Here is a 14,972-nt window from a genome sequence, read left to right on the forward strand (position 1 = left end):
TCATACTTCTGCCCCACTACATAACTCAACAATGAAACGATTTTTTATACTTGCAATCTTACCCCTTGCACTGCTTGCTGGCTGCCAGAATGGCGCTTCCGAAACGGAGCAAAAAGCCGAGTTGGAAGGTAATGTGATGGCTATACACGATGAGGCCATGGCAAAGATGGGTGATATCTATAAATTGCGGCGCCAACTGCGTAGTCTGCGCGATACCCTGGAGCAGCAAGCCCAACCCGACAGCGCAGCCATACTTGCCCTGCAACAGGAACTAAGTGGGCTAAACCAGGCCGACGAGGTAATGATGCAGTGGATGCGCCAATACAAGGCCCCAGACACCCTGCAACACCAACAGGCAATGACCTATTTGCAGCAAGAATTGGTTAAAGTTACAAGAGTACAAACCGTGATGGACAGCACACTTCAGGCTGCCAAACAAACCCTTAGCACCCATGAACAAAAGAAATAACTTTAAATCAGGTATAGCGGCAGCGGCCTTTATGTTAGCTGCAAGCGCTTTTTACGGCTGCAACTCTGGAGCCGCCAGCGAGCAAACACTTCCTATTTACGGCGAACGCGAAACCGTGGAGCGCACCGTAGATGGCAAAACGATTGTAGACACTATCTACCACCACATCCCGGATTTTGCCTTCGTGGACCAGGATAGCCAAGTGGTAACTCAGGAAACCGTGAACGGAAAGATCTACGTTACTGATTTTTTCTTTACCTCCTGCCCTACCATCTGCCCGAAAATGAAGAGCCAGATGCTACGCATTTACGAGGCCTACAAGGATAACCCAAACGTAGTCCTGCTTTCGCACTCCATCGACCCTACCCACGACACCGTGGCCGTACTGAAGGATTATGCCGATAGGCTTGGCATCGAATCAGGGAAGTGGCACCTGCTTACCGGCGAAAAAGACAGCATCTATGATATCGCCATGAAATACTTGGTGCCCGCCCAACAGGATGGCAATGTGGAGGGAGGCTTTACGCACGGTGGTGATTTTATGCTGATTGACACGCAACGCCGCATCCGGGGCCACTACGATGGCACTAAGGAAGAATCTGTAGACCAGTTGATGCAAGACATGCAGCTGTTGCTGAAAGAGCAGAACCATGACACAAAATAAACTGACAGCGGTGGTGCTGGGCGCTTTTGCCCTCACCACCCTTTCCCAATGCTTCACCAAGAAAAAGGACGAGGGCAAGCGCCTGTATGAGCAGCACTGCCAAAGCTGCCACATGGAAGACGGCAGCGGCCTGAAAGGCTTGATTCCGCCACTTGCCAGCGCTGATTTTCTGCAGACCAACCGCAACAACCTTCCCTGCATTGTTCGCAAAGGTATGTCTGGCACGGTTACGGTGAATGGCGTGGAGTATAACAAGGAAATGCCGGGTGTAGAAAGCCTGCGCGATGACCAGATCACCAACCTGCTCAACTATATCCATACTAATTTCGGGAACAATAACGAGCGTTATACCATGCCGGAGGTAGAAAAGCTACTGCAGGCTTGCCCACGCGCGCTGAACTAAAATTTTGACTTAAAAAGGGCTCCAACAGCACGTATCTTAAGCGGAAGCAAAGTATGGCTTGGGTTATACTTTCAAGGCTGATGCCGCAACTATCTCATCCAAAGTATACTCCCCTGCTTCATTAAACCAGTCGCTGATAAGGCGATAAGAAATCGAGAACTGAGGCGGCATGCGCAAGGTGCCTTGCTCCAGGCCAGACTTAATCTGCGCTCGCGTAAACCAGCGGGCATCCTCCAGCTCCTGGTTATCCACTTTGATATATCGGTTCGCGGCAACAGCTCTGAAACCTACCATAATAGAGCTCGGAAAAGGCCAAGGCTGCGAGGAGTGATAGGTTATACTTCGCAGGCTAACGCCGGTTTCCTCCATGGCCTCACGGGCCACTGCCTGCTCCAGCGTTTCGCCGGGCTCCAGAAAACCAGCTATTACCGCATACATTCCTGGCTGCCATACTTGCTGGCGGCCCAATAAACACGCATCTCCTTCAGAAATAAGCACGATTACGGCTGTATCGGTGCGCGGGAAGTGTTGCTTCTGGCAAGCCTCGTGGCTGCATTGGCGAACGTGGCCAGCATAGGTGCTGTGTGTTGGGCCGCCGCAATCCGGGCAAAAAGCATGGCATATGTTCCAGTGCACGATGCCACGTGCGTACGCAAGCAGGGCACTTTGCTCTTTGGGCAAGTGAAGCGCTGTCTGCCTTAGGTCATGGAAAGTATACGGCTCCGGAACCAACACCGGACTAAGCTCCGAAAAACCCAAGGCAAAGTATGGCACCTTACCTTCGGAGCCTAAGTAAACCCTGACCTGCGCATGGTCAGCCAAGGCCTCTGCCTCTACAGCGCTAAGTATGGCCGCCTCATCCTGCGTCGGCAACAACAGGTTCAGGTTATTGTTAACAACCAATACGCGTGCCTTCTTGTGCTTCCACAGCTGGTCCATGTATGCCGCATCTGGCCTGAGATCAGCATATCGATTTAGCGGATTATGTGAAAAATAATTCATAAAAAACCGGATTTCTTTTGCTGCGAAAAGGTAATGTTTGCTATCTAAAGTATAAAAACCGCGCACTTAACAATTTTGCTCAGTTGCAAGTTAACTCGATGACCAAATCAACTTACAAGCCTATGCCGCCAGTCTTAACCCAAAGGCCGCCAATTTGTTTTTCACATTCCAATCAAGAGCCAGGCGCAGAGGATGCAATATTTTAGCTATCTTAGCATGCTCAATGCATGAAGCAAACCGCAGATTTACTGCTTTGTTCGGCATCAACAATGCTAAACACTATACTTGCGCAGCTTCACCAATAGACAGACAGGTAACACGTCCGCTATAGGAATTTTATTCTTACTTATACTTTTTTACGCAATTACTATGCAACCATGGGGCTGCTCTTTGGGTCTAGAGGGTAACAACGGCTACCCATTGCGCTGCAACAGTAATACGTTGCCGATTTAATTAAATTTATTTAACTACTATGCACAAATTCTTCAGAAAATCACCCTTAGGCAAAGCTGCCCTCGTTCTTTTTAGTGCAGCTGCTTTTACCCTTACCGGCTGTATGGACGATGATACAGAGATGCCTGAACCTACACCTGCCGCCTTCGTTTCGTTTTACCACGGCTCCCCAGATGCCAACGATATAGATATTCAGCTTAATAGCCGCGTGCTTAATACGCAGCCTTTCAAGTACTCAACATTCTCGGGTTACCTGCCGCTGTCCCCGGAAACGTACAACATCAAGTTTACGCAAGTTAATGCCGCAACAGCGTACGTAGAATCAACACCTACTTTTAAGAACGGAAAGGCTTACTCTATTTTTGCAGTAAATACGCTGGCAAACATGGAAATGCTTATTGTGCAGGACAGCGTAAAAGCACCTGCCTCAGGCAAAGCTGGCTTGCGCATCATCAACCTTTCACCGGATGCGCCCGCTTTGGATATAAGCACCACCGGAACAACCGTTCTTGATTTAGCAACTGATGTAGCGTTTAAGGAAATCACCCCTTTTATGGAGATAGATGGCAAAACCTATACGTTGGAAATTAAAAATGCCGATACTGATGAGGTGCTGCTTACTGTAACCTCAACCAATTTCCAACCTAATGTCACGTACTCATTGATCATCAGAGGATTTGCCACACCACCTTCCGGCAATACCAATACCCTGAACGCACAGGTAATTAGTAATTACTAGTACAGGTTAAAATCTGATTATTCTTAAAATTGCAAGTCTCTGCAGCATTTGGCAAATGCTGCAGAGACTTTTTTATAGGCGTATTAAATTATGACCTCTCCCTAAAACTTGTTACAATCAAATCATTTGCGCCCAAAATCTGCTGGGTTTTCACCCCAAGCTTTTGTTTCCCATTTCAACACTTTATTAGGATACTCATTTGATTTAAGCCATTTAATTGCCCTATCAATCAATTCAAATAGCTTTAGATTTTTCTCATTCCTTTTATGATTAGTTCCAGCTTCTTTATCTTTAACCCAACTAATCGCATTTCTACTATCAGAATATATTGGTAGGGTTAACTCTTTCTGCTTGCAGTATGCCAAACCATGCACTATAGCTAAAAACTCAACTATATTATTTGTCCCATCTTCAAATGGGCCTTGATGAAATAAAAGTTCTCCCGTATTTGTATCAACCCCTTGATATTCTACTATACCAGTTGCAGTGTTCCAAGCACCATCAACGGAAATACTCTCGCGTATCGGATTACCAACTAAAATTGATTGCTCAATTGACAATTCATTAACTTGCTTATTCTTCCCAACATAATCCTTACTTGAATTTTGAAAAGCTTGATCTGCTAAATCTTTTGTAGTAAAAGATTTATAAACAGCTTTAGGGAACCCTTCAACCTGTTGTTTACAATCATCCCAAGTTTCATACACCCCAGTTTCTCTCCCTTTCCAAACTACATAAAATTTCTTTTTACCCATAAGTTAATGTTAACCTAACTAGCTTAAATAACTCAAGTTGCGATTTAGTATTTGCATATAAACGATGAAGCCACTCAGGCTTGTAAAGGAAAAAGTAACTACACTTAAATCCCCTACTTGCTATGAATGACTTCACGATAGCAATTTACTGTTTTGTTGACCATTACCTGCAAATAGCGGGCAGAAAAGCGTCAGCCAAGCGCAAAGTCAGTGATGCAGAAATAATCATGACAGCCTTAGTATCAGTCCGCTACTTTGGCGGCAACCTGGCAGTAGCCAGCAGCTATATGCAGCAGCACCAGAAGTGCCGGATGCTGCACCGGCTAGGTGAGACGATTGCGGCCATCTTCCTGGCTTTGGGAGAGTGCCGCAAGCAGCTTAACACCGCAAGCGAGTATGTGATAGACAGCTTCCCGGTGGCCGTGTGCCGCAATATCCGCATCAACCGGTGCAGATTGCTGGAGGGTGAGGCCTACAGGGGCTACAATACTTCTAAAAGGGAGTACTTCCACGGGTTTAAAGTGGAGGTTGTCGCAACTGCTGGGGCCTGCCGGTGAACTACTTTATAGTGGCGGGAAGCGTGCACAATGGCAAGACCATGCACCTGGACCTGCCGCCGGGAAGCAGCCTGTATGGGGACAGCGCCTACACTAACTATGAGTTGGAGGACCTGCTGCTGGAGTGTGAGCAGGTCAGCCTGTTCGCCCAGCAAAATGCAATAGCAAGCGGAAAGACAGCCCGGCGATGGGCTTTTTAAAAACTGTGAAGAGGAAGAGAATAGAAACAACCTTCAGTGAAATAAAAGCGGCCTTTTCCCGATCTATCCACGCCGTGGCCCCGCAAGGGTTTCTGCTAAAGATAATGCTCTTCCTGTTCCCTTACACCATCAATAACTGTATTTAATCGCAACTTGAATTAATTATTCTTATTTTAATTATAGAATTTAAATTTTATGTATTGTACTATACTTTTACATAAATTTTTTCAAGTCGAAATTAGCAAAATACAACATCTTGATTAAATCACATTACAACCCTAATATATCGGAAACATTATATATATTGCAGACAGAAAGCAAATTTAATGAGGCAAAAAGCAGATGGAGAATGTCGCCTTCTTTGATCTTGAAGTAAGTAAACAACCTAAAACACGAATCAAAAGCATTGGGGCATGGTTTAAAGGCTCATCCTTGCATGCAACTTCAGTTTACGATTTTGAGCAGTATCAGCAGAGTGCCAGGTTCCTTTGTGGCCATAATATATTGGCACACGATCTTCCGTTTCTTAAAGCTGCCGGTGCTTCTGAAAATTTCTTTCGCAAACGGTTTATTGATACACTTTACCTTTCTCCGCTCTTCTTTCCTAACCGGCCTTACCACCGGCTTATTAAAGACTACCAACTAGTAAGCGATCATTATAACAACCCTGTTGAGGATTCAAAAATAGCTGCTGATCTTCTGGAAGACTGTATAGCTGCTTACTTCAAGCTGCCTTTGCCATTAAGAGATATAATTATCCAACTGCTTTGTAAAGAAGCAGCCTTCGGTGCCTTTTTTGAATTATTAGAAGAAGAAAACCAAGCTAAAGAAGAAACCCCACTCGAAAAGCAGATTCAGTCTTATTTTAAAAACAGAATCTGCTCTAACGCTGACCTATACGCGCTTATATATCAACAGCCAGTTCCTGTAGCATACGCGCTGGCTCTAATCAATGCGCCAAATCAAGGCTCCATCATCCCGCCTTGGCTACTGCACCGGTTCCCCGAAATAGTTACAGTTTTGCAACAGCTAAGAGGTACGTCTTGCCAAAGTCCCGCCTGCCACTATTGCGAAACGTTTCTATCACCGGTAGCGGGATTAAGAAAGTACTTTGGCTATGACGGGTTCCGGAAGTTTACGCAAAGTGAGCAGATACCATTGCAACAGCAGGTAGTAGAAGCTGGACTTAAAGGTGAATCATTGGTTGCTATTTTCCCTACTGGAGGTGGTAAATCTTTAACGTTCCAGTTGCCCGCCCTCATGAAAGGAGAGGCAAACCGGGGCTTGACTGTAGTTATATCTCCTCTGCAGGCACTGATGAAAGATCAGGTAGATGTGCTCCGGAATCGTTTTGACATCACTACTGCTGTCGCTATCAATGGGTTGCTTTCTCCTTTGGAGCGGGCTGATGCTATTCAAATAGTGCAGGACGGGGGCGCAAACTTGCTATACATATCTCCCGAGTCTTTACGCTCTAATACAATATACCGGCTGTTAAAAGGACGTCAAATTGAGCGATTCGTAATTGACGAGGCGCACTGCTTTTCTTCCTGGGGCCAGGATTTTCGGGTGGACTACCTATACATTGGTCGCTTCTTAAAGGAACTTGCCGAAGCCAAGAACCTGCCCCACCCTATACCGGTTTCCTGCTTTACCGCAACGGCTAAACCTGAAGTAGTACAGGATATTATTCACTATTTTAAGGACCAGGCAAACCTTGATCTGAAGCTGTACCAAACGAGTGCATCCCGTAAAAACCTGATCTACAAAGCTTCGAAGGCTGATGGAAAAGATGCAAAAATGCAGCAGTTAAAAGACCTGCTACAGGATGTTATAGAGCCGGCCATTGTATATGTGAGCCGGACTAAAACTGCTGAGCATGTTGCAGAGGAGTTGAAAAAGACGGGTATAAAAGCAGCAGCTTTCCATGGTAGAATGGATTCTGACCTGAAAATCAGAATCCAGGACAGCTTTATGGCAGGCGAAACTAATATAATTGTGGCGACTTCTGCTTTTGGAATGGGCGCGGATAAGGAGAATGTGAAGCTGGTGGTTCATTACGATATTTCAGACTCCCTGGAGAACTACCTGCAGGAAGCAGGACGTGCGGGTAGAAAAGCGGATATGGAAGCCAATTGCCACCTGCTTTTCGACGAAAACGACTTGAACGACCACTTTGCCCTGTTAAACCAGACTAAACTTTCCAGAAAAGAGGTTGGCCAGATATGGAAAGCTGTGAAAGATTTTAAGAGGCTGAAATTTACTAAGTCTGCTTTGGAGCTGGCGAAACAGGCTGGGTGGGATACAGACGTCATGCACCTGGAAACACAGGTGAAGGCTGCGATAGCTGCACTAGAGGATGTTGGCTATTTAAAAAGGCAAATGAACTCGCCCCGGATATTCGCGCAAAGCATACTGGTACGAAACGTAGAGGCTGCTAACAAAATCATACAGGCAAATCCGGACAAATTTCCAGTTGATCAGTTGCAACATGCCATCCGTATTTTCCAATACCTGATTTCCAGAGACGACACGATGGTGGATACGCTTTCTGACCATCTGGGTATCGAGAAAGAAACAGTAGTAAGAATTCTGCTTCACTTTAAAGAGCTGGGCCTTTTAGGAGACACAAAGGATCTGACAGCCCTCATAAACCCTACTAGAAGCGAGAAGAATTCAGAGCGCTGCTTCCAGCGTTACGCCAGTTTGGAGAAATCACTATTAAAAGTGCTATTACCCTCAGAAGATGCTCCTACTGTTTTTCAGATACACCTACGGGATATAAATGAAAAGCTAATAGAAAAAGGACACGAAAACAGCTCTATAGAGGCAATCCGGAACCTGTTGCAATACTGGGAGCATGAGCATTACATCAAAAAGGAGCGGATCGATGCCCATACCCTACTTTACCGAATTGGGTTTCGCAAAGAAAAGAGCGCGATAAAAAAGTCTATCGAAGATCGGCTTAATCGGGCAGCAGGTGTTGTGCAGTGGCTTTGCCAGCAGAACGCACTCGAAATTGCAAACAAAAAGAAGCAAGATGATGCCGCCCTTGAATTTTCGATGGTGGAAATGAAAAAGCAGGTAGAGCTGAATAACATAATGCTTCCTAAAGCCTCACTTACGGAGTATGAGGCAGACTTACTGTACCTGCACATTATAGGATCCATCAAACTGGAAGGTGGATTGTTTGTACTATATAATCCTATGACCATTGAGCGGATTGTAGATGATAATCGAAAGCAATACACCATAGATGACTACAGCAAACTAGAGCGGCATTACGAGAAAAAGGTAGAGCAGATCCATATCATTGGTGAGTATGCTAAAAAGCAATTACGTAACCATATGGAGGCTCTCAGTTTTGTAGACGATTACTTCCGGCTAGGCTATGAGGCTTTCGTACAACGGCATTTCCGAAATGAGAAAGGGAAGCTGAAGCAGCCGATTACTGATAAAAAGTACAGGGAAATATTTGCTGCGCTCTCTCCAGATCAAACCCAAGTAATTAAAGATAATAAGAGTCCTAACATTTTAGTTGGTGCCGGGCCTGGTAGTGGCAAAACCCGTGTTCTGGTGCACAAGGTGGCAGCACTGCTGATGATGGAGGACATCAAACCGGAGCAATTCCTGATGCTTACCTTTTCACGACCTGCTGCCACGGAATTTAAGGAAAGGCTTTACAAGTTGATCGGTAAATCTGCCTATCATATTGATATTTATACGTACCATGGCTTTGCTTTTCAGCTTTTGGGCCGGGTGGGAGATTTAAAGAAATCAGACAATGTGATAAAGCAAGCCACAGAAGCTTTGGTGAACGATGACATTCCTGCTGACCGGATTAAATGCAAGAGTGTAATTGTGGTGGATGAATACCAGGACGTAAGCCAGCAGGAGTATGACTTCCTGAACAAGATCATTGAACTGGCCGATGATGTACGGGTGATAGTAGTCGGGGATGACGACCAAAACATCTATGAGTTTAGAGGTTCTTCGGTAACCTTTATGCGTGATTTTGAGCGTGACCGGGAGGCAACTAAATACCTATTCAGCACCAATTACCGCGCTTGCTTTAATTTAGTACAGTTTTCTAACCAGTTCCTAAAACTTTTCTCCTCTGATAGGCTCAAGGCTGGCTTACCCTTAATGGCTCACAAGCAAACTTATGGAACTATCAGCCTGACGCGCTACAAACCCACTTCTGACCTGGTTACGCCATTGCTACAAGATGTGGTAAGACAAAAGCTTACAGGTACTGTTGCCGTACTGACGCATACAAACGAAGAGGCCTTGCTGGTGCAAAACCTGCTGCTTCAAAACAGTATCCCTACCCGCCTTCTCATGGCGCAGGATGGGTTCTCTTTGCGGCAATTACTGGAGCTCAAATGTTTCAGTTGGTACATACACGATAAAATCAGCAGCGAGCTTGGCTTCATTTCGAAAGAGGAATGGGATAAAAGCCGAAACCGAATTGAACAGAAGTTTGCCACTTCCACTAACCTGAGCTTAAGCTTAGAAGTTATCACTGAATTTGAGCGCACAGCTGGTGAGCGAAAGTTCTGGTCAGACTGGCTGGCTTTTATGCAGGAGGCACGTGCCGAGGATTTCATTTATCCGGAAGCAAACAAAGTGTTGGTTTCTACCATGCACAAGGCCAAAGGAAAAGAGTTTGACCACGTGTTTCTGATGCTACGTAATTACCCGTTCCGAACAGAAGCAAATAAGCGGGTGGTTTATGTAGCCATTACCCGAGCCAAGCAATCCCTGCACATACATACCGACCAGGCTTACTTTAACCACATTGACGTACCACAGCTCAGGAAAGTGGACGATGACAACATTTACCCAGCTCCCCTGGAAATGCAGCTAGAGCCCACGATGAAGGATGTATGGCTCGGCTTCTTTATGAGGCACGATATTATCAAGGCTATAAAACCACTTAAGGCTGGCACCGCTTTACAGGTATCACAGGAACCTACAGAGGGTCTAGCGGTTTCAGGCACTCCTGTAGTAGTCTTTTCACAAAAGTTTAAGAAAGAGCTTGATAAGTTAATAAGCCAAGATTATAGGTTGTATAACGCCGAAATAGCGCATATTGTAGTTTGGTATTGTGAGGATGATGGGAAAGAGTACCGGGTGGTTTTGCCAAGGCTAATTCTTAAAAAATTTACACCAAGTTTAACCTAAACAAATACGACTTAATATTTACTTCCAATACTAGCTGCCAAAATGAATAAAGAAGAGGCTTATATTATTCTGGATGCCTTGGCTGAAGGGTGTTCCCCATTCACAGGTGAATTTCTAGAGAATGACTCAATATTGAACGAGAGAAAAGTTATCAGAGCCTTACAGGTGGCACTTGATGCCTTGAATGTAAGACCTTTTCCAAATCAGCAAATGACCCCTAAATCGACAACTCCAGTGGATGTAAAAACTGTGCTGGCTGTGATAATAGTTATGAAAGCTGCTAATTTGGTACCCTCTATAAGTAAAATAGCTAAATATCTATTGGGGAGTAAGCAATTCAAAAATAGTGAGACTGTGCGACATGAACTTTATGGCTCTTTAAGACATGAGTTTACCTATACATCCTTAAAACCAATTATAGCTCAATTGGCAAAAGAAAATCATGACATTTCAACAGCTCTAGTTGCTTCTTCAAAAGTAAAACCTTGGGAAAATGTTGATTATTTTGAGCAACCGACCTTTTGTACCCTCTCAGACAAGGCAGTTAATCAATTAAAAGAAAAAATCACTGAGTTAGGTATACAAAAGAGTCCCCCACTCCTTTCGGACTATATTATCCAAGCACGAACTATTTACCCAAGAGCGTATGAATCTTGGTCTGAAAAAGAGCTAGAGTATTTGAGTAAGGCATTGAAATATACGAATGATTTGCACCTTCTTTCTTCCTGTTTCCAACGAGGTGAAAACTCACTAAGAGGAGTAGGTAAAAAATTGATATATGAGTGTAAGGTAAATGAGGCGTAGTTTGAGTTAAAGTTTAGCTGATGGTTGGGCAAGATGCTCTTAGTCAAGATAGTCAGCATGCACTAAATTTTTTCCGAGCCTTGATAAAAAAATGTCTTCTTGTTGAATCAAATGAGACATGTCCATATCATCCGATACATGTACACCATCAACGATAAACTTTGTCTCTTTTCTTTCATTGTTCCCAAACAAACTCTCAGAATGTGCCTTTGCAGAATTTAATTGTTCAGATAATGGATAAATAAGACCTCCGATCATAACGTTACTACCATAGTAATGCATGTAAGTATGAATCTGGTAAAAGTCACTTCTATCGAGGTCATCTTTTAGCATCCGCATAGTCTTAAACTTGGCATCAAAGACAGCTATTTTACCACTGCTCTTATGTTTCATAACAATATCTGGAAACATCCTACGTCCATAAAACATACTCTTATATAAGGGCAGCTCCTCTTGGGAATTAACGTCCCACTCACTAAAGTGCTTACTAAGCAACTTCTCTAGATATAGCTCGAACAGTTGAGAAATATCAAATAAGAAGCCATAAGTCTCTAATCTATTCTGCTCTTCATTAGCATCAAGTTCAAGTTGTAATAAGATTATTTCTGCATATTCGAGCACCTTCCTAAAAGAAGCGTACATAGGGTTATGTAGAGCCCTGTGGCTCTTAGCTTTCAATATAGTATCCTTACTTGTAAAGCGCCCAGAGTAGTGCTGTTTGAGTAGCTGAGTGATGCTCAATAATCTTCTGTGAATTTCCCTACCAAACTTACTTTCAAGCTTTTTGCAAGTAAGATAAAGTACGTCCACTACTTCTTGAATGTAAACTTGCTCGCGGTAGGTGCTGGTTATACTTCCCCTGAATGGAATGTTAGTTTTTATATAGGTGTTAATGTCTACTTTACCTCTTACTTTATTGCTCTTTTGGGTAAGGGTTTGGTACTCATGAGGAAGACCTAGTACAGCAGCTTTTTCAAACGATTGAATAAATAAGTAGGCAATTATAAATTCAAAATCATTTACTTTCTGATTCTTTGAGGAAGGAGTTTTCTGATTATCAATGTAAATATCATTTACAAAATTTAGCATTCTTCGGAGAAACGCATCTCCGTATCTCGTCGTGATATTAAACTTACAACCCTTGTGGTAAATAACACCTGCATATAATCCAGTTTGTACTATATACTGCTTTTCCCCTCCTAAATGTTCTTTAGAATATAGCTTTAAAATTAAGCGTTCCTCTTCCTTTTTACCTTTTAGATCTTTGAATCCAAATAGTTTAAGCTTTTTAAGATTGCTATGGTGAGTTGTTAATTCAAATACAGATGAAAACAGCCTATTCTTTTGAGCTTCAAATTTCTTTCCTCTTGTCCCAAATCTATTTTTTAAGTCATTCTCACTAAAAAAAGAATTTTCATAATAATGATTATTAACAGGAACAGTCACTTCCATGGCACCTACTTTTTGGAAAAAGGCTGCTTGAACTTAGCTAGAGACTCGTCTAGCCTTTTATCTAATTCGCTCTCTGGGTACAAAGCTCTTAAATACTCTTTTAGTGTCGGCCTTAAATGAAGCTCAAATAACTGTTCAATATTATTGGGGGTAATTAACTTATGTTTAGCTATACCTGTCATTTTCATAAAAAACGAATGGCCAAACTCATATGACTTCCCTAATCCAAGTTCATTAGAAATATGATTGTTAAGCTTTTCACAAGCCTCAACATAAGTTTCTATATTATCAAAACCACTTCCATTTCTAAATTTAGTTTCTTCAAAAACTACATCATAGTTACAGTCCTTACGAATCCACTTGAATCTTCTTCGAAGTGCTAAATCAAAAGCATCGATGTTTTTATCTACATCATTCATCATGCCTATGAAGTAGACATTGCTAGGTACACCAAAATATGCATTATCATCTATCAACTCATAAGCTAACTCTGTTTTAACCTCTTTTTCTAACTGCTCTATTAATGTTGAATATTGAGTTTTTATCAAATTATTTGTGTCGTTCGATATAACATCATGCCGATAGTCCTTTTCTAGCCTTGATAAGGTCTCACCAAAAACAGAAGATAAGTTAGCTCTATTGATTTCATCAACCACAAAATAAAACTTCTTATGTGGCTGCTTCTTTGCTTTTTTACAGAAACGTTTAAAAACGCCGTCAACTAACTCAAATTTAATGTTGCCTCCATCTGTAATACCTTTAGGTTTAATTCCCTCTATAAAATCCTCGTAAGTAAATGAGGGGTGAAACTGTACCATTTCATATCGATCTCGATCTCCTTGGCAAACAAAATTTAGACTTTGCTGTACGGCGTAAGTCTTACCCGTTCCAGGAGGACCGTATAGAATAGCATTTGGAGTATTATCATCCGCAATACCTTTGGTATTACTATACATCCACAAGAAGCTAGATAAGATGTACTGATCAACAAAGGAGCTATCATTCAAATCAAATAGTTGTTGAACAACGCTATTTATAGTAGCATTCTTACCAAGGTTATACTTTTCTTCGCCATTAATAAATTCACTGTAGAGCTCATTAATTACATCATCAGAGTAGACATAAATAAAGTCTGTCTGGTGATCAAGTACTGCTAGCTTTCTAAGAATTTGCTTTGCTCCTAAATTGCTACTCTCTACAACACGAACCTTCTCTAGTATATTGGTGGCTTTAACTATACTTTGGAACAAAGGCTTTATTTCATTATCAAAAGTTTTTTCCGCCTCTTCTCTTGTTGCTTTTGGGTTATTTTTACCAATAGTATAGGTTGTATTATCACTGTTTAGTTTTACTCCAAAGTTAATTGCCGTTCCTGGTTTAGATGAACCAAACAGAGATCTAGTGCTGCGTTCTAAAAAATTACACAAATACCCACCTTCAAGCGATCCATCAGAATTACTTAACGTATTAGTGTAGTCGTCTAATGAGAAAGAGCCGTCAATGATTTTATTTTTATAAACATGCCATGACTCTATTGTCGCATCATGTTTTTTTTCAATTGCTTTCCGGTCTTCTTTGAAGTTTACATTAAAATCAATCCACAACTGTTTTAATTGATCTTGCCGCTCCTCACTTAAGACGCTATTATTTTCCATTTCCTGTTTTATTAAAAGATAGTCTTGCTCTGTAATGCTTACTATTCTACCTCTTGTGTCTTTGTTAGATATTTTAGAGTGCAGTCTGTCTTTATCGACATTATATAGCCATTTCTTTATGTGGCATATCTTTACAAGAAAAACATTATCACCATTGCTTATTATAAGTTTACTAGTTTCCGCTACTATGGCTTCACCCCAATATACTTTGGTTTCAAACTCTTTTAATATAATTTTATCTCCTACTTTTGGTTTATTCGCTAAGCGCACATTAGGTCGGAAATAATACTCTCTTGTTTGAATTATAGTCTTTGTATCCCAAATAGAATCGCCATATTCATCTGTTGGATAGTTAGCAAAAATGAAGTATTCTGTATTAGTTTTAGCCATTATTCTTTAGGCGTTTAAGAAGGTAGCCTAACCGGTCAGCTTGAAATTCTTTATAATTAAGGCCTTGAAACACATCACTTTTATCATTGTTACAGAAGTAGCAAGACAGAACGCAGTTGCCTAGTGAGTATTTTTCCTTGGGCAACAGTCGGTCAACTTCTAACCACATACTTCGGCTCTGCCCACGCCCGAGCACTCCATTTTGTGGAAATCGATTTGAAACAAGGATGCCTGTCATTACA

The 14,972-nt window shown here is 42.3% G+C and carries 10 protein-coding genes and 1 pseudogene; 7 read left to right on the plus strand and 4 right to left on the minus strand.

The features are described 5' to 3' along the window. The first annotated feature begins 31 nt into the window (after window positions 1-31). From D1627_RS01970 to D1627_RS01980, 3 genes are read left to right on the plus strand one after another with little or no spacing between them, the layout of a single operon-like run. A complete protein-coding gene (locus D1627_RS01970) occupies window positions 32-469 on the plus strand; it encodes a hypothetical protein (RefSeq protein WP_119430528.1) in 438 nt (145 codons plus the stop codon). Then, window positions 453-1,133: an SCO family protein gene (locus D1627_RS01975; RefSeq protein WP_119430529.1), complete on the plus strand. Its 681-nt coding sequence runs from the start codon at window positions 453-455 to the stop codon at window positions 1,131-1,133. Before D1627_RS01970 ends, D1627_RS01975 begins: the two co-directional genes overlap by 17 nt. Beyond that, window positions 1,120-1,536: a c-type cytochrome gene (locus tag D1627_RS01980; RefSeq protein WP_119430530.1), complete on the plus strand. Its 417-nt coding sequence runs from the start codon at window positions 1,120-1,122 to the stop codon at window positions 1,534-1,536. The genes D1627_RS01975 and D1627_RS01980 overlap by 14 nt, the downstream gene beginning before the upstream one ends. Window positions 1,537-1,599: 63 nt before the next feature. On the opposite strand, the gene nudC is transcribed toward D1627_RS01980, so the two are convergent. Then, a complete protein-coding gene (nudC, locus tag D1627_RS01985; RefSeq protein WP_147383175.1) occupies window positions 1,600-2,538 on the minus strand; it encodes an NAD(+) diphosphatase in 939 nt (312 codons plus the stop codon). A 556-nt stretch (window positions 2,539-3,094) separates the two neighbouring features. On the opposite strand from nudC, the gene D1627_RS01990 reads away from it, so the two are divergent. Next, window positions 3,095-3,730 carry a DUF4397 domain-containing protein gene (locus tag D1627_RS01990; RefSeq protein ID WP_158607134.1) on the plus strand — a complete coding sequence of 212 codons (636 nt, stop codon included), beginning with the start codon at window positions 3,095-3,097 and terminating at the stop codon, window positions 3,728-3,730. Between the two features lie 122 nt (window positions 3,731-3,852). On the opposite strand, the gene D1627_RS01995 is transcribed toward D1627_RS01990, so the two are convergent. Then, entirely contained in the window at window positions 3,853-4,485 is a 633-nt protein-coding gene (locus D1627_RS01995; RefSeq protein WP_119430533.1) for a ribonuclease H1 domain-containing protein, read from the minus strand. A 122-nt stretch (window positions 4,486-4,607) separates the two neighbouring features. On the opposite strand from D1627_RS01995, the pseudogene D1627_RS02000 reads away from it, so the two are divergent. From D1627_RS02000 to D1627_RS02010, 3 genes and pseudogenes are all read left to right on the plus strand, one after another. Then, window positions 4,608-5,388 (plus strand): annotated as a pseudogene (locus tag D1627_RS02000) (IS982 family transposase). A gap of 196 nt (window positions 5,389-5,584) precedes the next feature. Beyond that, window positions 5,585-10,429, plus strand: a complete 4,845-nt coding sequence (locus D1627_RS02005) for a RecQ family ATP-dependent DNA helicase (RefSeq protein WP_119430534.1) — start codon at window positions 5,585-5,587, stop codon at window positions 10,427-10,429. 42 nt (window positions 10,430-10,471) lie between these two features. Further along, complete coding sequence (locus D1627_RS02010) at window positions 10,472-11,233, plus strand: hypothetical protein (protein WP_119430535.1); 762 nt, start codon at window positions 10,472-10,474, stop codon at window positions 11,231-11,233. A gap of 39 nt (window positions 11,234-11,272) precedes the next feature. Here D1627_RS02010 and D1627_RS02015 read toward each other — a convergent pair whose 3' ends face one another. After that, window positions 11,273-12,685 carry an McrC family protein gene (locus tag D1627_RS02015; protein ID WP_119430536.1) on the minus strand — a complete coding sequence of 471 codons (1,413 nt, stop codon included), beginning with the start codon at window positions 12,683-12,685 and terminating at the stop codon, window positions 11,273-11,275. 5 nt (window positions 12,686-12,690) lie between these two features. Further along, window positions 12,691-14,730, minus strand: a complete 2,040-nt coding sequence (locus D1627_RS02020) for an McrB family protein (RefSeq protein ID WP_119430537.1) — start codon at window positions 14,728-14,730, stop codon at window positions 12,691-12,693. Window positions 14,731-14,972 lie beyond the last annotated feature (242 nt).

This window comes from Pontibacter oryzae, from assembly GCF_003576375.1.
GTDB classification, from domain to species: Bacteria; Bacteroidota; Bacteroidia; order Cytophagales; family Hymenobacteraceae; genus Pontibacter; species Pontibacter oryzae.